Annotated in this window: 27 protein-coding genes; 3 read left to right on the top strand and 24 right to left on the bottom strand. The window is 65.7% G+C overall.

Translation table 11 applies throughout. The features are described 5' to 3' along the window. Positions 1–2: 2 nt before the first annotated feature. Positions 3–176, top strand: coding sequence for a KOW domain-containing RNA-binding protein (locus tag F562_RS20790; RefSeq protein ID WP_018157054.1), 174 nt, complete (start codon positions 3–5; stop codon positions 174–176). Positions 177–217: 41 nt separating this feature from the next. Further along, entirely contained in the window at positions 218–487 is a 270-nt protein-coding gene (locus tag F562_RS0111215) for a hypothetical protein (RefSeq protein ID WP_018157055.1), read from the top strand. A gap of 34 nt (positions 488–521) precedes the next feature. Here F562_RS0111215 and F562_RS18865 read toward each other — a convergent pair whose 3' ends face one another. From F562_RS18865 to proC, 24 genes are all read right to left on the bottom strand, one after another. Next, complete coding sequence (locus tag F562_RS18865; RefSeq protein ID WP_018157056.1) at positions 522–755, bottom strand: DUF4229 domain-containing protein; 234 nt, start codon at positions 753–755, stop codon at positions 522–524. A 3-nt stretch (positions 756–758) separates the two neighbouring features. Further along, positions 759–1,733, bottom strand: a complete 975-nt coding sequence (gene ccsB, locus F562_RS0111225) for a c-type cytochrome biogenesis protein CcsB (protein ID WP_018157057.1) — start codon at positions 1,731–1,733, stop codon at positions 759–761. Next, a complete protein-coding gene (gene resB, locus F562_RS0111230) occupies positions 1,730–3,316 on the bottom strand; it encodes a cytochrome c biogenesis protein ResB (protein ID WP_018157058.1) in 1,587 nt (528 codons plus the stop codon). The genes ccsB and resB overlap by 4 nt, the downstream gene beginning before the upstream one ends. A 1-nt stretch (position 3,317) precedes the next feature. Further along, a complete protein-coding gene (locus tag F562_RS0111235; protein ID WP_018157059.1) occupies positions 3,318–4,061 on the bottom strand; it encodes a cytochrome c biogenesis CcdA family protein in 744 nt (247 codons plus the stop codon). Between the two features lie 13 nt (positions 4,062–4,074). Further along, on the bottom strand, positions 4,075–4,677 hold the full coding sequence (locus tag F562_RS0111240) for a TlpA family protein disulfide reductase (RefSeq protein WP_018157060.1): 603 nt from the start codon (positions 4,675–4,677) through the stop codon (positions 4,075–4,077). Next, positions 4,674–5,321 carry a histidine phosphatase family protein gene (locus F562_RS0111245; protein ID WP_018157061.1) on the bottom strand — a complete coding sequence of 216 codons (648 nt, stop codon included), beginning with the start codon at positions 5,319–5,321 and terminating at the stop codon, positions 4,674–4,676. Before F562_RS0111245 ends, F562_RS0111240 begins: the two co-directional genes overlap by 4 nt. 35 nt (positions 5,322–5,356) lie before the next feature. Next, positions 5,357–6,667, bottom strand: coding sequence for a glutamate-1-semialdehyde 2,1-aminomutase (hemL, locus tag F562_RS0111250; RefSeq protein WP_018157062.1), 1,311 nt, complete (start codon positions 6,665–6,667; stop codon positions 5,357–5,359). Positions 6,668–6,715: 48 nt separating this feature from the next. Further along, a complete protein-coding gene (locus tag F562_RS0111255) occupies positions 6,716–7,210 on the bottom strand; it encodes a MarR family winged helix-turn-helix transcriptional regulator (protein ID WP_018157063.1) in 495 nt (164 codons plus the stop codon). Positions 7,211–7,322: 112 nt separating this feature from the next. After that, positions 7,323–7,697, bottom strand: a complete 375-nt coding sequence (locus F562_RS0111260) for a hypothetical protein (RefSeq protein ID WP_018157064.1) — start codon at positions 7,695–7,697, stop codon at positions 7,323–7,325. Further along, positions 7,694–7,912: a type II toxin-antitoxin system HicA family toxin gene (locus F562_RS0111265; RefSeq protein WP_018157065.1), complete on the bottom strand. Its 219-nt coding sequence runs from the start codon at positions 7,910–7,912 to the stop codon at positions 7,694–7,696. Before F562_RS0111265 ends, F562_RS0111260 begins: the two co-directional genes overlap by 4 nt. Before the next feature lie 110 nt (positions 7,913–8,022). Next, the gene (locus F562_RS20590) at positions 8,023–8,970 is read right to left on the bottom strand and encodes a M15 family metallopeptidase (protein WP_018157066.1); all 948 of its coding nucleotides are present in this window, start codon (positions 8,968–8,970) and stop codon (positions 8,023–8,025) included. After that, on the bottom strand, positions 8,964–9,956 hold the full coding sequence (gene hemB / locus F562_RS0111275; RefSeq protein WP_018157067.1) for a porphobilinogen synthase: 993 nt from the start codon (positions 9,954–9,956) through the stop codon (positions 8,964–8,966). The genes F562_RS20590 and hemB overlap by 7 nt, the downstream gene beginning before the upstream one ends. Beyond that, a complete protein-coding gene (locus F562_RS0111280; protein ID WP_018157068.1) occupies positions 9,953–11,581 on the bottom strand; it encodes a bifunctional uroporphyrinogen-III C-methyltransferase/uroporphyrinogen-III synthase in 1,629 nt (542 codons plus the stop codon). The genes hemB and F562_RS0111280 overlap by 4 nt, the downstream gene beginning before the upstream one ends. Then, a complete protein-coding gene (gene hemC / locus F562_RS0111285) occupies positions 11,578–12,573 on the bottom strand; it encodes a hydroxymethylbilane synthase (RefSeq protein WP_018157069.1) in 996 nt (331 codons plus the stop codon). Before hemC ends, F562_RS0111280 begins: the two co-directional genes overlap by 4 nt. Beyond that, a complete protein-coding gene (locus tag F562_RS0111290) occupies positions 12,570–13,853 on the bottom strand; it encodes a glutamyl-tRNA reductase (protein ID WP_018157070.1) in 1,284 nt (427 codons plus the stop codon). The genes hemC and F562_RS0111290 overlap by 4 nt, the downstream gene beginning before the upstream one ends. After that, positions 13,850–14,548, bottom strand: coding sequence for a redox-sensing transcriptional repressor Rex (locus F562_RS0111295; protein ID WP_018157071.1), 699 nt, complete (start codon positions 14,546–14,548; stop codon positions 13,850–13,852). The genes F562_RS0111290 and F562_RS0111295 overlap by 4 nt, the downstream gene beginning before the upstream one ends. 272 nt (positions 14,549–14,820) lie before the next feature. Continuing rightward, positions 14,821–15,084, bottom strand: coding sequence for a glutaredoxin family protein (locus tag F562_RS0111300; protein WP_018157072.1), 264 nt, complete (start codon positions 15,082–15,084; stop codon positions 14,821–14,823). Positions 15,085–15,098: 14 nt separating this feature from the next. Beyond that, positions 15,099–16,394, bottom strand: coding sequence for a lysophospholipid acyltransferase family protein (locus F562_RS0111305; RefSeq protein WP_018157073.1), 1,296 nt, complete (start codon positions 16,392–16,394; stop codon positions 15,099–15,101). Further along, positions 16,391–17,392, bottom strand: a complete 1,002-nt coding sequence (locus F562_RS0111310; RefSeq protein WP_018157074.1) for an NAD-dependent epimerase/dehydratase family protein — start codon at positions 17,390–17,392, stop codon at positions 16,391–16,393. Before F562_RS0111310 ends, F562_RS0111305 begins: the two co-directional genes overlap by 4 nt. A gap of 19 nt (positions 17,393–17,411) precedes the next feature. After that, entirely contained in the window at positions 17,412–17,510 is a 99-nt protein-coding gene (locus F562_RS20595) for a 30S ribosomal protein bS22 (RefSeq protein WP_082775156.1), read from the bottom strand. Positions 17,511–17,671: 161 nt separating this feature from the next. Beyond that, positions 17,672–17,872, bottom strand: a complete 201-nt coding sequence (locus tag F562_RS0111315) for a helix-turn-helix domain-containing protein (RefSeq protein ID WP_018157075.1) — start codon at positions 17,870–17,872, stop codon at positions 17,672–17,674. 228 nt (positions 17,873–18,100) lie between these two features. Next, positions 18,101–19,300: an acetoin utilization protein AcuC gene (locus F562_RS0111320; protein WP_018157076.1), complete on the bottom strand. Its 1,200-nt coding sequence runs from the start codon at positions 19,298–19,300 to the stop codon at positions 18,101–18,103. 7 nt (positions 19,301–19,307) lie between these two features. Then, positions 19,308–19,883, bottom strand: a complete 576-nt coding sequence (locus F562_RS0111325) for a GNAT family N-acetyltransferase (protein ID WP_018157077.1) — start codon at positions 19,881–19,883, stop codon at positions 19,308–19,310. Between the two features lie 65 nt (positions 19,884–19,948). Then, entirely contained in the window at positions 19,949–20,785 is an 837-nt protein-coding gene (gene proC, locus F562_RS0111330; RefSeq protein ID WP_018157078.1) for a pyrroline-5-carboxylate reductase, read from the bottom strand. 182 nt (positions 20,786–20,967) lie between these two features. Between proC and F562_RS0111335 the strand changes: the two genes are divergently transcribed. After that, the gene (locus tag F562_RS0111335; RefSeq protein ID WP_026181209.1) at positions 20,968–22,281 is read left to right on the top strand and encodes an HAD family hydrolase; all 1,314 of its coding nucleotides are present in this window, start codon (positions 20,968–20,970) and stop codon (positions 22,279–22,281) included. Position 22,282: the final 1 nt, after the last annotated feature.

The following is a 22,282-nucleotide window of genomic DNA, read 5'->3' on the forward strand; positions in this document are numbered from 1 at the left end:
TCGTGCAAAAGTTCAAGGTCGGAGACGGCGTCACCGTGACCGAGGGTCCCATGAAGGGCCTCTACGCCACCGTGGTGTGGTTCTACGACAAGAAAGAGCAATACCTGGTCCGCTTCTCCGGAACCCAGCAGGTCTATTTCACAGAGGACCAGATCGTCCCCTGGTCTGATCGCTAGCGGGTCTCGACAAGCTCGACCGGCGTAGGGGCTCGACCGACGTGAGGGCTCGACCGACGCTGGTCTCGACCGGCGTTGGGCTCGATACGGCGTTAGTTGGGCGCTCGACCGACGTTGGTCTCGATACGGCTCGCGCCAGGGCGCTCGCCTACTCGACCGGCGTACGAGCGCGCAGCCGGGATGATGAGCGCGGCGCTGGCTGGGTCTGGCGGGAGCCCGACGAGGCGCCAGCCGAGACGGGCGGATGGCTGCGTCGCGCTCGTCATCCCGGCGGAGCGCGAGAGGGTCTCGACAAGCTCGACCGACGTTAGTTGGGCGCTCGCCTACTCGACCGGCGTTGGGGGCCTAGTCCTCGTCATCCTCAAAGGTCCGGTTCTCCTCAGCCTTAGCCCGACGCTGCGCGACCTTTCCCTCAATCTTGGCCGCGAACTCCTCACGGGGTCCGACCAGGAGGAAAACTGACACGATCGCCGAGGCGATAGCCGATACGCCGAGCAGCAGGATGCCGCGCATCCCCAAAAGCCACAAGATCAGCAGGACCGCGAAGAAGACAAAAAGCCGCAGCACGGTGTATCGCACGGATCAGAGCCCCGAGTAGGAGTGCATACCAACGAAGAACACGTTGACGACGGTGTAGTTGAGGATCACGCACGTGAAACCCGCGATGGCGAGGTAGGACGCCCGCTTCGAGGTCCACCCCGACGTGACGCGAGCGTGCATGTAGGCGGTGTAGACGACGAAGATCACGAATGACCACACCTCTTTGGGGTCCCAGTCCCAATAACGCCCCCACGCCACCTGCGCCCAGATCGCGCCGGCGATCACGGTGAAGGTCCACAACGGGTAGGCAATGACGTGCACGCCGTATGCCGCCTGGTCCAGCGTGCGCGCCCTCGGCAAGGAATCCATAAAGCTCGCCTTGCCGTTCCCCTCTTCGGCAGCCGCCTCCCGGCGCGCCTGAGCGAGGTGAAGCAAGGTCAGGACAAATCCGACGGTGAACAAACCAACCGACAGGGTCGCAATGGTGACGTGAATCGACAACCAATAACTGCGCAGCGACGGCACGAGCTGGGTCGCGTCGGTGTAGAGCACCATCGCGGCCAGCATTTCGGTCAGGACGACCGGCGCCGTGATGAAGACACCGAACCAGCGCAGGTCGCGCTGCGTGCTCCAAATGAGGAACACCGCCATCGTGAAGCCCGCTGCGGCCAGGGCGAATTCGTACATATTGCCCAGCGGTGTCCGGTGCACCGACAGTCCACGCAGGACGATCGCGACAAGCAGCAGCCCGAATCCGAGCCACGACAGCGCCATGCCTACGCCCGCCCATTGCCGCTTGACCGGCTCGTCGGGGGACACCTCTCGGGTCAACACCATCGTGTTGCCGTTCATCTCGGCCTGCGATTCCGCCGCGGCCTCGACCACGGCGCGCCGCTTCTGACCGCCCGCAAGGTCGAGCGCGAAGGCCAGCATCGCGAGCGCGAGAACAACCGCTGACCCGGCGAGCGCGTAGGTCGAGTTGTCGGCGAAGGCCTGGTTGGCCGCCTGCGTCATCATGGCTTCGTTCCTGTTCGTCTCAGCGAGCCCGCGATGTCATCGGCATACTGCTCAATTGCGGACTCGAGTCGGGGGTCGTGGTTTTTCACCATGCCGCCGACCTCTACCAGGGTACGGCCACCCTCCGGGTCAGTTTTCACGCGTACGAACACCCGCCGTCGCCGTAGGACCAGCGACGCGATGAGTCCACCGAGGCCCACCATCGCCGAGACGAGCGCGGGGATCTTGCCCGGGTCCCGGCGTACGGACAACCCGCCCCATCGGGGGATGCCTTTCTCGAAGGTGATCGAGCCGCGATCCCCCGGCAGGTCGACCGTCTGCCCAGGTCGCACCAGCAGGCGCAGCGGCTCACCATTGGCCGCGCGCACTTGCTTCATCGCCTTGGTGTCGAGGGTGTAGACCGACTGCGGCCGACCCTGCGGGAAGAGGTCGCCTTCATAGAGCCCCAGGACCAGCGCCGGGTCGTTCAAACCCGGGAAGGTCGAGTACGGACCCTGCTTCTCGTCAAAATCGAGGGACGGGATGAAGAACCCGAAGAATCCGAGCTGTTCGGGGCTGGCGCCGGCCACCTTGACCGCGCCTGTCGACTTGTAGACATTGTCCTGCGGCAGGAACGGCGTGGCCTGCTGGTACATGACCTTGCCGTCCTTGTCGCGCACGGTGATCTTGGGTGCGTAACCGTTGCCCAGCAGGTAGATCGAGCTGCCGTCTTGCCCGGTCGGGTGGTTCGGGCTGACATTCGACTGCTTCTTGGTGCCCTGCTCGTCTTCGGTGGTGACGTCCGCGTCGAAGCCGCGCGGCTGGCCGTACTGCGAACTACCGGGTGGGACCCCGTCCTCGAACTCGGCTTTCAGCTTGTTGAGCTTGAGGCTCCATGCCGGAAGCGACGACGAATCAACCCACGGGCCGGGGTCCAAGGTGTCGTATCGACCTGCGGTGCTCGCGAACGACTCGCCCTCGGTGACGATGACATCGCCGCGCCACCCGAACAGGTGGCCCAACGCGACCGACACGATGATGCAGACCAAGCCGACATGGAAGACCAGGTTGCCGATCTCACGACCGAGACCGACCTCGCCCGACAACCATCCCTCGCCTTCACGCAGCCGAAAACGCCTCTTGCCCAATACGTTCCGCGCTGCATCGAGGGCTTCCTCCTGAGTCGCCTCGACCTCGGTGGTGGCATATGCCTCTAACCGACTCAATCGCTTGGGTGCCACGGGGACCTGGGCCCTGGCGGACTTCCACTGCTGACGCATACGCGGCAGGATGCAGCCCAGCAACGAGACGACCAGCAGCAAATAGATCGCCGAAAACCACGGCGACGCATAGACATCGAAGAAACCAAATTTGTCTAGCCACGGCCCGAGGTCCGGGTGGCGGTCGAGATAGTCCGCCACGCGTGCGGCGTCAATGCGTCGCTGCGGCCAAATCGAGCCCGGCAGTGCGGCAACCGCCAACATCAACAGCAGGAACAGCGCCGTACGCATGCTCGTGAGTTGGCGCCAGAACCACCGCGCCGTCCCGATGACGCCGAGGCTTGGTGCCAACTCCCGGCGCTTTGCCGACTTCTTATCGCTCATCTCAGATCACCGGCTCGAACGTATTGACCAGTTGCAGTTGCACCCACGAGGTCACCTGCTCCCATACCCCGGTCAGCATCAGCAGACCCAGGACGACCATCAGGCCGCCACCCACCAGTTGAATAGGGCGATGCCGATCACGCAGCCAAGAGGATGCGCGCTCAGCCCGCGACCACCCCGCCGCGATCAGGAGGAAGGGCAGGCCCATCCCCAGGCTGTAGAGCGAAGCGAGCAGGACGCCGCGCTGCATGGCCGAACCATCGTCAGACAGCGACGCAGTCAGAGACACGATGGCGGCCAGCACCGGTGAGGCACACGGGCTCATCCCGAGCCCGAAGGCGGCACCGAGGAAAGGCGCCCCGGTGAGGCCCGCGGCCGGGCGCCAGCGAACGGGTCGCCCGCGCTGACCGATGACGCCGAGATAGACGAGTCCGAACACCAGGACGATCGCGCCACCGATGCGCATTAAGAGGGTCTGGTTGCCGCGTAAGAACTCCGCGGCGGTGCTTGCGGCAAGCGCGATACTGACGAAGACGGCCGAGAAGCCGAGCACGAAGAGGAACGCCCCCGCGACCAGCCGACTGCGCCTGCTCTCGTCCGTCAATCCCGTGACATAGCCCAGAAATCCGGGGACCAAGGGAAGGACGCAAGGACTGGCAAAGGACACCAGGCCCGCCACGACGGCCAACCCCATCGCGAGCGGAAGACTGCCGGCAGCGATGGTCTGGGCGGCGTCAGCCGTCATCGGACTGCGCCCCTCACGAGGACGCCGATTCCTTCACCACATCGTCGACCAAGGTTCGCAGCGTTGCCTCACTGGTCTCGCCTGAGACGCGGGCCGCGATCCGGCCCGAACGGTCGAGCACCAACGTCGTGGGTGTCGTGGCCGCCTTGCCTTGCAAGCCCAGTAGCGTCTTGCCCCCGTCGTCCCGCAGCGAGGGGTAGGAGACGCCAAACTTGTCGAGCGTCGACTGCGCCGCAGCAACGCTGTCGCGCTGGTCAAGGCCCATGAACTGGACTGGAGCGTCTTTCTTCTCGTACTGCGACCACACTTTTTGCAGGTGAGGCATTTCGTTCTGGCACGGGCCGCACCAGGCGCCCCAGACATTCAGCACAACCACGGTGCCGCGTTCGTCGGACACGTTCCATTTCTTGCCCTCAAGGGTCGAACCAGAGACCGTCACCGGTCCCTTGCGCTCGCCTGCGGACAGGGTCTCAATGGAGCCGTCGCCAGCAATGTAGTTCTTGTTATCGCCTTGGCGGGCCTGGTCGGAGATCGAACCCTCATCGGCGCCGCAGCCGGCCAGGACGAGCGCACCGGCGAGCAGCGCCGCAGTACGCGGCAGCCACGCAAATTTCATGCTCCGGCCACTCCCTCGCCGGTCAGGAGGCGCGCGGCGGGCTCGGCGTACTCGAGGGCGTCCAGGTCGTCATCGGCAAATACGAACGTGGTCACTGACGCCAATGAGCACTGGCGGCGGCGCGGGTCATGCGCGAGACGGTGCCCCTCGGCAGCTTGGCGGATGGTCCAGATCGGCAGCTGATGAGACACGATCACTGCTTCGTGGCCATAGGCGGCCGTGCGGGCGTCCCGGATCGCGGCTGCCATGCGCTGCACGATCTCGGCGTACGGCTCGCCCCAACTCGGCTGCAACGGGTTGATCAATCGCCGCCAATATCGCGGGTGGGCTAGCTGCTGCGGGCGGGAGCCGATCGTGCTGCCTTCGAAGGAGTTGCCTGCCTCGATGACGCGCTCATCGAGGTGCGGCGTCAGTTCGAGGTGCGCGGCAAGCGGTGCGATGGTTTCTTGCGCCCGTTCCAGAGGTGAGGAAACCAGGTGTGTGATGTCGTGGGGCGCGAGGTAGTCGGCGGCAATGCGCGCCATCTCATGACCACGCGGGGAGAGGTGGTAGCCAGGCAACCGCCCGTAAAGCACTCGGCCGGGGTTGTCGACTTCACCGTGGCGCACAACGTGCACGCTGGTGCGCACGGAACGGGTGACCATGGCAGGAAGTGTCCCATCCGACCCTGAGAACTGGCTCATCGCTCGGCTGCTGCGGCCGCCGCGGCTGCTGGGAGCGCGTCGGTGATGCGCTCGATCGCGGCGTCGTCGTGACTCGCACTGACAAACCACGCTTCGTAGGCGCTCGGGGGCAAGTGCACACCGTGCTCAAGCATCGCGGTGAAGAATCGCCCAAAGGCGGCGGTGTCTTGGGTGCTGGCGTCGGCATAGTTGAGCACTGGCTCATCGCGGAAGAAGACCGAGAACATCGACCCGGCCCACTGCACCACGTGGGGTACGCCCGCCTTCGAAAGCGCGCTTGATGCCGCCTCCGCGATCGTGTGCGCGACCGAATCGAGCTGGCTGTAGACCGCTGGGGTGCACGCCTGCAGCGTGGCCAGACCGGCCGCCGTGGCGACCGGATTGCCTGACAGCGTCCCGGCTTGATAGACCGGCCCGTCCGGTGCGAGGTATGCCATGAGGTCGGCCCGCCCGCCGAAGGCAGCAGCCGGGAACCCACCACCCATGACCTTGCCAAACGTAATCAGATCTGGCTCGATGCTCGCGGAGTCTTCGGCGCCGTACCAGCCAGAAGCCGAGCAGCGGAAGCCGGTCATAACCTCGTCGCTGATCAGCAGCGCACCGTGCTTTCGGGTGATCTCGCGCAGTCCCTGCTCGAAACCTGGCTGCGGTGGTACGACGCCCATATTGCCCGGGCATGCCTCGGTGATGAGGGCGGCGATCTGGTCACCATGCTCAGCGAATGCTGCCTCGACAGCCCCCAGGTCGTTATAGGGCAACACGATGGTCTCCCCCGCCGACGACTCCGGCACCCCTGCTGAGTCGGGGAGCGCGAAGGTGGCCAGCCCGCTGCCAGCTGCCGCCAGCAAGGCGTCGACGTGGCCGTGATAGCACCCTGCAAACTTCACTACCTTGGAGCGTCCGGTGGCACCTCGCGCCAGGCGCAGCGCGCTCATGGTCGCCTCGGTGCCGCTGCTGACCAGACGAACCTGGTCGACGGGGGTACGCGCCACAATCTCGGTCGCAAGCGCCACTTCGTTCTCGCTCGGCGTTCCAAACGAGAACCCGCGCGCGGCTGACTCCTGCACCGCAGCGAGCACGTCCGGGTGAGCGTGACCCAGAATCATCGGCCCCCAGGAGCAGATCAGGTCGACATAGTGATTGCCATCGACGTCGGTCAGCCACGGGCCTCGCGCGCTGCGGATGAAGCGAGGGGTCCCGCCCACTGCACGGAACGCCCGCACAGGTGAGTTCACGCCTCCAGGGGTGACGGTGCGGGCGTGCTCGATCAGTGCGGCGGAACGGGTCGTGGGGTGCTCGCTCGACATGGACCCAGTGTCTCAGCGGGCGTGGTCACACCGGCAGGCCGGTCACCGTCAGAAGCCTTCGCCCGCGCGAGGCGCTTCCGCCGCATCGCCGAGTTGCTCGGAGATCCTGGCCGAAAATGATCCCAGCTCGGCGAACTCCGCCGGCGCCAGGATGTCGACGAGGTATCGACGGACTCCCTGAACGTGAACGGTGGACGCACCGTCAAGAAGTTCGGCACCGGCGGTGGTCAGGGTCAACTCGACGCCACGTCGATCGTCCGTGGCCGAGCGGCGCGTGACCAGGTCGCGCTGCTCAAGGCGCTTGGCCGTATGCGTAAGTCGACTCCGGGACTGCACCACGATCTCAGCCAGGGCACTCATGCGCAGGCGCTGTCGATCGGCCTCGCTCACCATGGATAGCACTTCGTATTCGGCCAGGGAGATCCCGAAGGCGGCCTGTAGATCACGATCCAATGCGACCCACAATTGCCGCGAGGCGCGCAGATACGCGCGCCATGCCGCTTGCTCGCGCGCATCTAGCCACGCGGGCTGCCCTGAGTCCATTAGGTCATCGTACGAGCCGCACACGCGACGTACGCCATCAAGGCGCGGTCAATGCAGCGTTGGCGCGTCAGGGCCCGTAGTCGGGCGCCGCCGACGTAATCGTGGAACGCATCTAGTCGCCCCTCACCAACTGGTGAGCGCGTTGGTATGACACGCCCAGCGCCTTACCGACGTCACGCACCGGCAGGCCACGCTCCGCAAGTTTGCGCGCCGCCACACGCCTTAGATCGGCGGCTTCAGCACGAGCGTCAGCCTCAACCCGATGCAGTTGTTCAACCTTCGCCAGGTCGGCGGCAACGTCCTGCGGGAGTTCGACAGCGACATCGACCTGCACATCCTCGACCGGAACGTCGAGAAGCGACGCCACCAGATCCGCAGCCATGTCGTCCACTTCGCGCAGATTTCGCGCCTGAGTAGGGCCGACGCCATCCACTTCGACAGCCCAATACTTCCCGACCTGCCGGGCCGTGCCCGTGTAGGTGCTCATCGCTTCCACCAGTCCTTTCCCAGCGTCTCCCCCGCTTGCTTGCGGATGCTCTCTGCGGTGATCTCGTTGATCTCGTTGTGTCGGGGAATCGCAACGCTCTGGCCACCCAGTGCGTAGATCGTGTGCCTGCCGCCCTCGCGTAGGAGCGCCCACTCCACGCCCTGGCGCTTAGCTGCCTTGGCGATCTGCTTGGTCAGATCCGCCCGCTTGGTCACGAACCTAGTCTATCCCAACATAGACATTCAAGTCCAGTGAAGGGTAGACATAATAAAGCCATACCCGGCTCCGCGCGCTAAAGCGGCGCGGTCAATCCAGCGTTGGCGCGTCAGGGCCCGTAGTCGGGCGCCGCCGGAAGCCCCCAGGCTTCCTCAAGCGACGTCGCTTTGGACTCCTTGAGGTAGCGGGCCATCCATGTCCCGACATAGCGCAGGTGCCATGGTTCGGGGTCATAGCCGGTGTGACCGCCGTTGCCCTTGGTGTAGCGGATCACAAACCCGTGATCGGCCGCGTGCTGCGCGATGAAGGTGCCTTCGGGGGTGTCTTCGAAGCACTCGTCAAGGGTGCATTCATCGTCGGAGGCCCTGGCATCGATCGCCAGCCCAGTCTGGTGCTCGGAATGACCCGGCCGAGCAGAGTAGCGGTCTGCCGCGTCCCTGCCTTCGCGCTCGACGTAGCCGTCATAAAGGGTCTTCTGTCGCGCGTACGTGCGGTAGGCGCTCACCGCCTGGAAGGACACTTTCTGTGCCAGTGCCGCCTCCTGAAAGACCAGGAAACTCACTGCGGCCGCAGGGTGAAACTGCAGCCCTGCAACGGTTTCCAATCCCTCGGGCACTTCATCGGCCCCCATGGGAAGTCGCTTGTTGACCACTCGCCAGATGCTGCTAGCCAACCTCGACTCTTGGGTCGAGACCGTGATCGTTTCTTCGAATCCCACGGTCGGGTTTTTGCCCGCGGTCAGGACAGTGATCGTGAGCGTGGTCTCGGCGTTCGCCGCGACCTTCACCGGCACCAGTGCCTTTCCGGTGGCGGACAATGTGGCCTTGCCCAAGGCCTTGCCTGCGGGCCCACGCACGACGGCGGTGCTGAGACTGCCCGGCTTCGCGGCATCGACAGCCACCAGGACACGATCGGTCGTCATCGGCTCTGCCATGACGTCGACATCCGCGCTCGACGCCGCGCTCACGGGCGACGCCGAACTGCCAAGAGCGATGCCCAGCGCGGCGGAGGAGCCGATGGCGGCCCGCAGTAGGTGCCGTCGAGAAAGAGTCAGCATGGGACTCGATCGCGAGCGATCCACCGGGCGACCTCGGTTGCGTAGTAGGTGAGAATGATCTGAGCTCCAGCCCGTCGAATCGACGTCAGGGACTCCATCACCATACGGTCTCGATCAATCCAGTTGTGGCCAGCGGCCGCCTCAATCATGGCCATTTCGCCGCTCACCTGGTATGCCGCGACGGGCACATCAGACTCGGCGGCGACCGCAGCCAGCACATCGAGATAGGGCAGTGCGGGTTTGACCATGACGATGTCGGCGCCTTCGGCCAGATCGAGCGCCAACTCCCGCATGGCTTCAACGCCATTGCCCGGATCCTGCTGATAGGTCGCCCGGTCGCCGCGCAGCGTCGACTCGACGGCCTCCCGAAATGGTCCGAACGCCGCGCTCGCGTATTTGGCCGTGTAGGCCAGGATCACGACATCGGTAAAACCGGCCTCATCCAAGGCAGTACGGCACGCCGCGACTTGGCCATCCATCATCCCTGAGGGCCCCACGACGTGAGCGCCCGCGCGGGCCTGGGCGACAGCCATGTCGGCATAGCGCACCAGCGTGGCGTCGTTATCGACCTTTCCCTCGGCGTCTAAGACGCCGCAATGTCCGTGCGACGTGAACTCGTCCAGGCACAAATCGGCCATGAGCACGGTGTCGTCGCCGAATTCATCCCGTAGGCGCCGAAGCGCAACATTGAGAATCCCGTCGGGATCGGTCCCGCCGGAGCCCACTTCATCGCGCTCGCTTGGAATCCCGAACAGCATCAACCCGCCGACACCGAGCTCGACCGCTTCCCGCGCCGCGACCACCAGGCTCTCCAGTGTGTGCTGGACGACGCCGGGCATCGAACTGATCGGGGTCGGCTCGGTCGCGTCTTCCTTGACGAACATCGGCAGCACGAGTTCGGCTGCGTGCAGCCGGGTTTCGCGCACCAGCCGGCGTACTGCCGGCGTCTGCCGCAGGCGACGCGGACGTGGCAAGGACGATGTCACGCCTTGGCCTTGCTGCGCCGCGACCCCGATTTCTTCTTTTCGCTCGGGCGGCGTACGGCTTCACCTGCTTCTGCAGCCTCCAGTTGAAGGCTGTGACCGAAGTCGGCAAGGGCATCGACCAACACGTCAGCCGAGGGCTCCGAGGCGAGAACGTCGACGCGCAGTCCGTGCTCCTCCGCGGTCTTGGCGGTCGCCGGGCCAATGCACGCCACAATCGTGGCGGGGTGGGGCTTCCCCGCGATTCCCACCAGGTTGCGCACCGTCGAGGACGAGGTGAAGCACACCGCGTCGAACTTGCCGGTCTTGATGGCCTCGCGCACCTCGGGGGCCGGCGGCGCGGCGCGAACCGTGCGGTAGGCCGTGACGTCGTCAACCTCCCAGCCGATCTCCTGCAGACCAGCGACCAACGTGTCGGTCGCGATGTCGGCACGAGGCAAAAAGACCCGATTGATCGGGTCAAGCACCTGGTCGTAGTCCGGCCAGTCCTCCAGCAGTCCCTGCGCCGACTGCTCTCCACTCGGGATCAGGTCGGGCTCCAGGCCCCATTCGCGCAGGGCTTCAGCGGTGACGCCGCCCACGGCGGCAATCTTGAGGCCAGCGAAAGCGCGGACGTCCAGGCCGAACTCGACGAACTTCTCGCGCACCGCGCGGACAGCGTTGACCGACGTGAAGCCGATCCACTCATACCGTCCGGTGACCAGGCCTTTCACGGCCCGCTCCATCTGCTGCGGGGTACGCGGCGGCTCCACGCTGATCGTCGGCACGACCGAACTCTCCGCACCGAACCGGCTCAGCCGCGTCGTCATCGACCCGGACTGCTCCTTGGTGCGCGGTACCAGAACGTTCCACCCAAACAATGGCTTGGTCTCCCACCACGACAGCTGCTCGCGCAGGTCGACGGTCAGACCCACGACAGCGAGCGACGCCTCGGCGATCTCCGCATTGGCGAGCGACTCCGCGACCTCGGCGAGGGTGCCTGTGTGGGTGGCCTGGCGGATGGTGGTTCCGCCAGTGGTCAGCGCAACCGGAGTCTGCGCATCCCGTCCCGCCGTGAGCAGTTTGCCCAAGGCGCTCGAGAGCACATCAGGACCGCCCAGGAGCACCACCGTGGTGTTCCGATCGATGGAAGCGCTCCAGTCGACACCAGTCGCGCGCGCCGGTATGACGTGCAGCGCCTTGGACGAACTCGCTGTGAGCGGCACTCCGGCATAAGCCGGAACGGCTTGGACGGCGCTGACGCCAGGAACGATCTCGAAGGCGATACCGGCCTTACGGCAGGCCGCTGCTTCCTCGGCGAGACCGTTGAAGGTCGAGGGGTCGCCGTCCATGAGGCGCACGACGACGTGGCCTTCGCCAGCGTTCTTGGCGGCGCGTACGACCACCTTGGCGCGGGAGGCCGAGGTGAGACGTTGACCGGCTTCGCCGTGTCCGCCTTCGACGATCTCAACGTCTTCGCTCGCGTGGGCGCGTGCAAACGTCTCGTCCGCGATCTGGTCGACGACGATGACGTCAGCGTCGCGCAACTGTTCGTGAGCCCGCACGGTCATCAACCCGGGGTCACCCGGGCCTGCTCCCACGAAAACGACGATTGCTGGGGCCTTGGTCTTCTTACTGGTGGTGCTCACTGCTCAGCCTCCGGAAAGCTGTCGGGTCGTGCAGGATTGGTGCTGGCACTGGTAGCCGGTGGCCGGTTCGGCGGCGGCAGCGCTTCGGCGGCGCCGTCGCTGAGGAAGACCTCGGCTAACTCATGGCCTATTCGTTCAGGGTCGGCGTACGGACCGACGCGCGAGCGACGGATATCGACGGTGGCGTCGGTGCTGCCAACAAATCCGCGCAAGGAGATCTCCAGCTGTCCGTCGACGTCTTCGACGACCTCGGCGAGGGCGCCGACTGGCGCGGAGCACCCGGCCTCCAGCGCACCCAAGAGTGCGCGCTCGGCGGTGACGGCGGCTCGCGTGTCGGCGTCATCCAAAGTGGCGATGAGCTCGATGAGTGCGGGCCGGTCGGATCGACATTCAACGGCCAATGCCCCTTGACCGGGCGCGGGCAAGATCTGCAGCGGGTCGATGATCTCGGTCGCATCGTCGGCCCGGTTGGTACGCACCAGCCCGGCACGAGCGAGGATCACGCCATCGCATTGGCCCGCGTGAACGTAGCCGATGCGCGTATCGATGTTGCCGCGAATGTCGCGAACCTCATGACCGAGTCCAAGGGCCGCTAGTTGCGCTGCTCGGCGAGGTGAGCCCGTACCGACGACACTGCCCGCAGGTAGTTCGCCAAGGGTCAATCCGTCTCGAGCGACCAGAACGTCGCGGGCGTCTTCGCGAACCGGGATACCGGCGACGGTGAGGCCTGGCTCTGGTGCCACAGGAAGGTCTTTGAGCGAGTGCACCGCCAGGTCCACCTCCCCTGCCAGCAGCGCGGCACGCAGCGCGGCGGCAAAGACTCCGGTGCCACCGATCGTGGCCAGTGAGCCCCGATTGGTGTCTCCCTCGGTCGTGATCGTCACGATCTCAACCTGCTGTCCGGCATCGCGCAGGCGGTCAGCAATCTGCTCGGACTGCGCCAGTGCCAAGGCGCTTCGGCGAGTGCCGAGGCGCAGAGCGGCGGTCGTCATGGTGCTTCACCACCTTCGGCAGGGGGACGGGTCACGGCCGCGGCGTGGGCCGGGTCGAGGTCGAACAGGGCGCGGAGAGCCGCCGTGTAGTCGTGGCCCTCGCCGGCCAACTCCTTGATCCGCACGGTGGGGGTGTGCAGCAGCTTTTCTACGACTCGGTGGACCGTCATGCGCACTTGGGCCGCGTCCTCCTCGGTGAGCCCAGGGGCGCGCTGGCGCAGGCGATCGAGTTCCAACGTCATCACGTCAGCGGCCTGGGCCCGCAGCAAAGCGACCGTAGGCGCCACCGAGGCTGCTCGCTCCGCCGTGCGGAAGTCGTCGACTTCGGAGGCGACGAGTGCGCGTACGGCAGACACCTGATCCTGATCCTGCCCCTCCCCCTCGTGGAGGCTTTCGAGCGAGATCAGTTGAGCCATTGGCCAATTGGCGATCTCCGGCGCGATATCTCGGGGCAACGCGAGGTCGACGAACGATTGCGGTCCCCCACCCGGACTCATCACCGCACCATCGATGACGTAGCCCAAGGCGCCGGTGCACGACACGATGAGATCGGCCTGGGCAATCGAGTCCGGAAGTTCCGTCCACGGGCGAGCGGTCGCGCCGACCGCCAATGCGAGGCGTTCGGCGGCGTCGTGCGTTCGGTTGATCACCGTGAGCGAGGCAGCACCCGCACGTGAAATCGTATGAGCGGCAAGGCTGCTCATCGCCCCAGCACCCACGACGAGAACGTTGAGGTCAGCTAGCGGGCCAACATGTGGCTCGGCCTTGCCAATGCCGCGCTCGACCAGAGAACGACTCACCGTGTCGATATCGGTCTCAGAGTGCGCGCGCTTACCGACCCGCAAAGACTGCTGAACCAAACCATCAAGGTGGCCGCCGACATAACCGCCCGCGCGGCCCACCCGCAGCGCATCACGAAGCTGGCCCAGGATCTGAGACTCCCCGACCGCCATCGACTCCAGGCCAGCCGCCACCGAGAAGAGGTGGGCGACCGCCCGATCGGAGAAGTGCACATAGAGGTGCTCGCGCAGGGTCGAGAGTGGAATCCCGGTGGACTCCGCCAACGCATCGCCGATATCGGTTACGGCGCCGTGGAACGTTGCCGCGTAGGCGTAGACCTCGATGCGGTTGCATGTATCGAGCAACAACACTTCGTGCAGTTGTTCACTGCGGTTGAGCCGCTTGAGGAGATCCTCGCGCTGCGCCCCGTCTAGCGTCGCGCGCTCCAGAATCGACATGGACGTCGTGCGGTGGGACAAGCCAATGACAATCGCGGTCATGCCGTCTCCTCCCGCTTCGTCGCACGCTCGGAGGCGTGCATCCCGTCGGCGCTCGCGAGCCGGGGATGCTGCTGGTGGAACGCCAGAATCTGGAGTTCGGTGGCCAGGTCGACCTTGCGCACCTCGACGCCTTCGGGCACCACAAGCACGGCGGGAGCGAAGTTCAGGATCGAGCGCACCCCCATGTCGACCAGGCGATCGGCCACTGACTGGGCCGCCGCTGGCGGGGTGGCGATGACACCGATCATGCTGTCGGTGCGTTCCCGCGCCAGGTCGGCAAAGTTGATGACCGAAATACCGGCGAACGATCGGCCCACGACCTCAGGGTCTTCGTCGACCAGCCACTTCACTGCGAAGCCGCGCGTCGCGAATCCGGAGTATGCCGCCAGCGCGTGCCCCAGGTTGCCCATCCCAATGATGGCAAGGGCGAAATCGTGGCGCAGCCCCAACTCGCGTTCGATCTCATCCTGGAGCCGAACGACGTCGTAGCCCACGCCACGTACGCCATAGGAACCGAGGTGAGAGAGGTCTTTGCGGAGCTTGGCAGACCGGACGCCGGCAGCGTCGGCAAGTTCTTCGGAGGAGACAGTGTCCGTTCCAGCGGTCACCAGGGCCGTCAAGGCGCGCAGGTAAACGGGCAGGCGCGCAACGGTCGCAGCAGGTATCCCGCGGCGTGGGCTCGGCTCTGCGGACACGGCTGCCTCGGCTCCTCTCGCTGCAGGAGACCGCTAGGCAAACCAGGCGGCATCGGGAACAGCCGACACTGACCAGGTGAGAACGCGGTTCCTGCGTTCATCGGTGCCCCATACCAAACGACGTTGCCGTCGATGAAGGGACCCCCGCAATATAGGCACTTGTGAACACAGGCACAAAGTCGCGTTGAGACCCCCTCACGTGTTATGGGGCTCGCTGTGGTAGTGGCGAGTTAGCTCGAAGTCCGTCGCGAGGCGACGGCCCACGCCGGGAATCAGCGGGCGAGCAGGGCGCGGCGCAGACGCCGCTCGTCGACGCGGAAGTAGTCGTGTTGCTTCCCATCGACCAGGGTGACCGGGATCATCTCGGCGTACTGCTGCATGAGGTCGTCATCGTCCAGGATGTTGCGCTCGCTCCACGGGACCTCGAGCTCAGCGCAGACGGCCTCGATCACGGCGCGTGCGGCATCACACAGATGGCAGCCGGGTTTGCTCAGGAGGACGACCTCGTGGTCCGACCCGGACCGCAGCCAACCCACAGAACTCTGAACTCCTAGAAGAAGACCGAGCGGCGGCGCAACAACAGCGAATAGAGCGACTGCTGGATGGTCTCGCGCACCTGGTCGGTCAGATCAAAGACCAGCATCGGGTCCTCGGCCGCCTCGGCGCCCAGGGTGGCGGTGTCAATCGGCTCACCGAACTCGATGATCCATTTAGACGGGAGCGGGATCGCGCCCAGTGGACCCAGGAGCGGGAAGAATGGCGTGATCGGGAAGTACGGGAACCCGAGCACCCGCGCGAGACTCTTGAGGTTGCCCACCATCGGGTAGATCTCTTCGGCACCCACGATCGAGCACGGGATGATCGGCACACCCGACCGCAGCGCGGCCGAGACGAATCCGCCCCGCCCGAAGCGCTGCAAGCGGTACCGCTCGGAGAATCCCTTGCCGACACCCTTGAAACCTTCGGGGAAGACCGCCGCAAGCTCACCCTGAGCCAGGAGCCGCTCCACATCGGCGTTGGCCGCCAGGGTGCTGCCCGCCTTACGCGCCAGGTCACCGATGAACGGTGAGGAGAAGACCAGATCGGCGCCGAGGGCTCGCAGGTGCCGCCCGATGGCATCGTGCACGGCCACCTGAAGCATGAGCCCGTCGACGGGCACGGTCCCGGAGTGGTTGGCCACCAGGAGTGCGCTGCCGTCCTTCGGAAGGTTCTCGACGCCCACGAGTTCGACGCGAAACCACCGTTGGTAGATCGGGCGCAGGAGTGGCAGCCAGACCTCTTCGGCGAATTCGGGGTCGAAGCCGAATTCATCGATGGGGTAGTCCCCCGCGACGCGTCGGCGTAGGTAGGCAAGGGTGCGCGCAACGCGCTGCTCGAGATCGTCACCGGCGAGACCCGAGGCCTTGCCTGCTGCTCGCAGCAGGCCAATGAGCACCTCAACGCCCTGCTCAAGGGTGCCTACGGACAAGAGCGAGGCGTCGCCGTCGCCCTGGGGCGCTTCTGGTGTGGGGTCGGGGGTCGCCAGGTCGGGTACGGCGTGCAGGGCTGGTCGAGAGCGCGCAGCCTGCTCGGCGGCAGCGGCGCGTACGGCCCCGCGGGGTGGTCGACGTCGCGGGGCGCGGCTCACCGCGCCGAGCTCGGCTGGCGTTGCCGCCGACGACTTCGGCGTCAGCTTGGCGGCCGTGGTTTTCTTTGCCGCAGGCTTCTTCTGCGGCTTGCCCGTTGATTTTGCGGCCCCAGACTTCGAGGCTGGCGCCTTCTTGGCGGGTGCCTTCTTCGCGGGCGACTTCTTAGCCGTCGCTGCCTTCTTCGTCGTCCGACGGCGGGGCGTCGAAGGTTCACTCACGTCGGATCACCTATCAGGGCTGACACGGCGGCGCCCACGGACGGTGGGAACACCCGGTCCGCGCCGAAGACATCGCGAATGGTGTCGCGGGTCGTGCGTTCGGGGCTGAAGTTGAGAAGTTCGCGCATGCGCGTGGTGTCCACGCCCCGCCCAAAGCACAACCATTCCCACTGTGCGGCATCGAAAGCCCCCAGTCGGGCGGCTTTCGTGGCCGCGCTAACGGCTTGTGGCATGACCGGCACAAAGGGCAACGTGGGTCGACCAGCCAGTCGCGCGGCCTGGCGTACGGTCACCAACCCGTCACCCGCGACGTTGACGATGCCGCTGGACTCGCTCACCGTCGCGGCGACCAGGGCACCGACCGCATCGTCGAGATGCAACAACTGAATGCGGCCGTTGTAGCCGACTGGCACTGGAAGGGCGCGCATGCCGAAGTAATCCGACAGCGGGGTGCGCATACCGGGACCGGCGATGTTGGCCATCCGCAACAAATTCACGTCAACGTCGGGCCGGCGGCGGGCGAACCCGCGAACGTAGTTCTCGACTTCCACCGAGTCGCGCGGAAAACCGTTGGTCGGGGCCTTGCGAGCCGTCATGTCCTCGGTGAACATCGCGGGGTCGCGCGGTGACGAGCCATAGACCGCAGTCGTGGACTTCACTACGAGTCGGCGCAGTGACTCCGCCTTCTGACACGCAGCAAGCAACTGCATGGTGCCGATGACGTTGATTTCCTTCTGCGCGGCACGCCCCCCGGCCTGCCGAGGAGTCGTGATGACGCCCAGGTGGACGACCGTGTCGACCTTCTCCTGCCGAATCACCTTGCCGATAATCGGGTTTCGAATATCGGCGCGGACGAACTGCGCCCGCCCGATGCTGTGCGGCGGTGGAACCGAGTCGACACCGATCACCCGGCGGACGTGGTCGCCCTCGCTGAGCGCTCGCGCAGTCAACCCGCCTACCAGGCGGGAGACCCCTGTGACCAGCACGACCTCGGCCATGGCGCGAACGTCCTGGCGCTTACTTCTTGTTACGACGCTGGTGACGCGTCTTACGGAGCAATTTGCGGTGCTTCTTCTTGGCCATCCGCTTACGTCGCTTCTTGACTACTGAACCCATACGTCGTCCTATCGATCCACCGAAGGGTGAGTTTGTGTTGTGACGCGATCGGATAACCGCGCCGGTCGGGCTCAGGGTATCGCCCGTGCCGGTTAGGCCCCAATTCAGTGGCTGGATACCGTCGTCGCCGTAGCGGTCCAGGACGGCGCTCGGCGCACCAATCAGGCAGAGTCGATGTAGGAGTTGCGCAGGTATTCGTGCACCGCGTCCTCGGGAACCCGGAAGGAGCGGCCCACGCGGACTGCGGGGAGGTCTCCGTTATGGACGAGGCGATACACCGTCATCTTCGAGACGCGCATCAATTTCGCAACCTCGGCGACGGTCATGAACGACACATCCTCGACCTGGCGCTCTTCGGCCATTGGATGACCCCGACCTTTCCTTATGTGTTGACACCCGCGGGCCCACCATCCGGGCCCACGAGCCCACACCTGGGGTGCCTGTGGCCTGCGAGACGCAGGGTGACGGTGGTGCGGCTCTGCGACGCAACCATAGGCCCCCTGTGGGGTTCCTGAAAAGTCCTGAGTCCCTCAAAAGCCCCCACGTCCAGTCAACACGCCGGGAACGGTGCGGAAATTTTGACCCGTGCGCTAATCGAAGTAGATGTCCAAGCCGTGGAGCGGAAACACTGCCTCACGGGTCGCGTAGACGGCCTTGTCGTGGGCGTTGTCTGGGTCGAAGCCGCTGGCCCAGGAGCGGTACCAGATCATGCCGTCCTCGCTCACTCCGTCCCCCATCCGCGGTGGGCCGGGTCGCCCCACTAGCTGGCGCACATATTCGCGCCAGGCGGTCGGGACAGGCTCATTCAGATCTATGGGCTGGTGGGCCGCGATGGCGGTCAGGTGACTCCAGGCACGAGGTACGACGTCCACGAGCTCGTACCCGCCCCCGCCGAGCGCTACCCACTTTCCGTCACACACGCTGTGCGCCAGGCGGTGCAAGGTGTCATAGGCGTTGACTTGCGCGTCGATCGACAAAGCCATGTGCGCCAGTGGGTCCGAGAAGTGTGAGTCGCACCCTTGCTGGGTGACCAGGACTTGTGGCGCGAAAGCGCGCACCAGGGACGGAACGACCGCGTGGAGCGCCCGCAGCCAGGCGGCGTCGCCAGTGCCGGGGGGCAGTGCCACGTTGACCGCGGTTCCTTCGGCCCCAGCGCCCCCGACCTCGGCCGGGAATCCGGTGCCAGGGAACAGAACTCGGCCACTTTCGTGAACCGAGATCGTCAAGACCCGTGGATCGTCCCAGAACGCGCGCTCAACTCCGTCGCCGTGATGAACGTCCACGTCGACATACGCCACGCGCTCCGCGCCATGATCGAGCAACCACTGGATTCCGACCGCGACATCGTTGTAGATGCAGAAGCCGGAGGCTCGATCGGCCATCGCGTGGTGCATGCCGCCGGAGAAGTTCACCGCGTGCTCAGCAGCTCCGGTCCACACGTCCTCGCAGGCTTGCCGCGTCGCGGCCACAATCAGCGCTGACGCCTCGTGCATTCCGGCGAATGCGGGCACGTCGTCCGTGCCCATACCGAAAGCCACATCTGCCTGCGCTGGATCAGCGGAGGCCCGGCGCACAGCAGCGATGTATTCGGCCGTATGCACCGTGCCGAGCATTCCGTCAACGTCCTCCGGCATCGCCGGTGAGACCGTCGTGAGCCCTGGGGCGGCTAAGACGCCCAACTGGTCGAGCAGGCGCGCGGTGAGATCGAGGCGCACTGGCGCCATAGGGTGCCCGGCTCCGAAGTCGTACTGAGTCAGCACTCGATCCCAGAAGAGGTGGGTGCCAGGCACCGGTGCCTCAGACCGGCTCGGACGTGGGCACGGCGCCCGGGTCACCACCGAGCGGGAAAATCATCGCCATTTCGAGGTTGTCGTCGTCCTCGTCATCGGACGCGGCCTCCGCCTTCATCGGTCGGCGGGAGTCCGTGGGTCGGAATCCGAAACTACTGGCGAACGCGACACCACGGCCGTTGTCGATGCCGACCCAGTAGACGACGTGGTCGAGCTTTTCCTCGCGAGCCTGGTTGACCCCGGCCTCCACGAGTTTCCAGGCCACGCCTTTGCCGCGCAGGTCCGGGCTGACCCACAGGCCAAACAGCTCGGCAACGGCCTCACTGGTGTCGCCATCCTGATCGACGTCGGCTTCGTCCACGACGTCTCCGACTGAGACCACGCCCACGGGCGCGCCATCAAGTTCAGCAACGAGACGCCGCGAGCGCGACATCCTCTGACGCCAGAAAGATTCGTCAAACTGCTTCTCGCGCTGATGGGAGGCCGCGAAGGCATCCGGCGACTCTTCTAGGGCAGCCAACCGGATATCCCGGTAGGCCTGCCAGTCATCGTCCCCAAGAGCGCGCACGCTGATGTCCGTCATGCCTCCACTGTCCCATGTCGCTACTGGGCCTGTGCCAAGAGGCGGGCCTGCAACCCGCGAACCGCTCACTCTCCGGACAGTTCCGCGGACCTGAGTGCCGCAGCCTCCATCGCGGCTTGGAAGGCCGCGCGCACGGCTCGCTCGTCCAGTTCCCGCAGCGCGGCGACCGTGGTGCCCCCAGGGCTAGAGACTCGTTCTCTCAGAACCGTCGCGCTGTCCCCGGACTCCTTGACCAACGTCGCCGCCCCGAAGACTGTCTGGACGACGAGTTCGCGCGCGATGTCGCGTGGTAGGCCAAGGAGCACAGCACCGTCGATCATGGATTCAATGACCGCGAAGACGTAGGCCGGTCCGCTGCCGCTCACGGCCGTCACCGCGTTTTGGGATGACTCGGGCACGACGACGGCCTGCCCGCACGCACGCATCAGTTCGGCGGCGGCCTCCACCTGCTGCGGTGTGCAGTGCGTTCCGCCACTCAGCGCTGCCATGCCTTCGCCGACGAGTGAGGGGGTGTTGGGCATGACGCGCACGACGGCGACTCCCTCAGGCAACCCGCCTTCCAGGCTCGATGTCGTCAACCCAGCGGCGATGGAGATGACCAAGGCGTCAGCTTTGAGGCTGCCTCCAATCTCCGCGAGGACAGTCGCCATGTCTTTGGGCTTGACGGCGAGGACCACGGTGTCGGCGGCCGCCACCGCCTCGGTCGTGGCAAGCCCGCGGACGCCAAACTTCTCGATGAGGTGCGTCACCCGATCGGCGCTGGGGTCACTGATGATCAACTGCTCGCTGCGATATCCAGAGCGCAGCAATCCCGACAGGATCGCCTCCCCCATCGCCCCGGCGCCGATGAAGGCGACTGTCTCATCCTGCGAAATCTGCGTGTGGTCTGCCGGTTGGTTCATCTCGCTCCTCGGCTCCGGTGCATGGTGAACCCAACGTACTGATGGGGCAGAACGACGCCGGTGTCCACCCCGCGAACACATCTGCGCGAATCCACGCCTAGGCCGGAACAAACGTGCCAAAGTCGGAGGGTTGTCATCCAGCGCCCCTGCCCGGAGGCGCACAAAGTCGAAGGATCCTTGAGATGCGTCGCGTTTTCCGTTCTTCGCGTGGCCCCATGGCTGGCGCGATGGCCCTGCTCATTCTGGCCGGGCCTGGCCTCTCTGGCGCTGGTGCGCAGCCCCAGCAGGCAAAAGATGCCACACCAAAAGCCGCCCACTGCCCCACGCTTCAGCGCGCCAGCGATTGGTACGGCGACAACGCGGTGCAGATTCAGCAGGCGATCGACGAGCGAGGCCGGTGCAGTTGGCGCGGGACTGAGCCCAGATTCCGGCCGTACGCGGTCTTCGACTGGGACAACACCGTCATCAAAAACGACATCTCCGACCAAACGGTCTTCTGGATGCTGCGCCACAACAAGATCCTGCAGCCGCCAAACCGGGATTGGAAGAAGACCAGCCGCTACATGACCACAGCCGGCGCCAAGGCACTCAAGGCAGCCTGCGGTTCTCTCGCGGCGCCTGGCAAGCCACTGCCCACCGGGCGCTCGGTGACGTGCGCCGACGAGATCCTGTCGGTGCGCAAGACGGCCGAAACGACGTCGGGAAAGGCCGTCTTCACCGGGTTTGACCACCGCGAGATGGAGGCTTCGTACGCCTGGGTCGCCCAGATCCTTCAGGGGTACCGCCCTGCTCAGGTGCGCGCGATCGCCAGCCAGGCGCGAGCGGCCGCGCTGAAGGCGCCCGTCGGCGCGACCCAGAAGATCGGCTCGTCCCGCGAGACCGCGTGGATCCGCTACTACCCCCAGGTCAAGGACCTCATCTCCACGCTCAAGAAGGCTGGCATCGAGCCGTACGTCGTGTCGGCCTCACCCAAGGAGTTCGCCGACGTCTGGGGCGGCGCGGTCGGGATCGACCGCAAGCACACCCTTGGCATTAGCCAACTCACCAAGCGAGGAAAACTGACCGGCCATCTGCGCGGCTGCGGCGGGAAAGCCGACGGCAGCGACGCGATCATGACCTATGTCGACGGCAAACGCTGCTTCATCAACCAGGACATCCTCGGCATCAAGGGTCCGCGCGCGCTCAAGCCGGCGCCACGACTGATGCGGCCGGTCGTGGCCGGGGGCGACGCTACGACCGATGTGTCCATGCTGAGTGATGCCACGGGCGCCCGCGTGGTGCTCAACCGAAACAAGGACGAGCTCATGTGTCGGGCGTACGACAACGCCGATGGGCGTTGGGTGATCAACCCGATGTTCATCGAGCCCCTGCCGAAGAGGGCCGAGCCCTACCCGTGCGCCAGCACCGCCTACACCGACCGCGCAGGACGCCCCGGGCCGGTGCTCCGACCCAACGGCACGGTGACCCCCGACCAGACCGACACGGTGCACAGCTGAC

This window comes from Demetria terragena DSM 11295 (assembly GCF_000376825.1).
GTDB classification, from domain to species: domain Bacteria; phylum Actinomycetota; class Actinomycetes; order Actinomycetales; family Dermatophilaceae; genus Demetria; species Demetria terragena.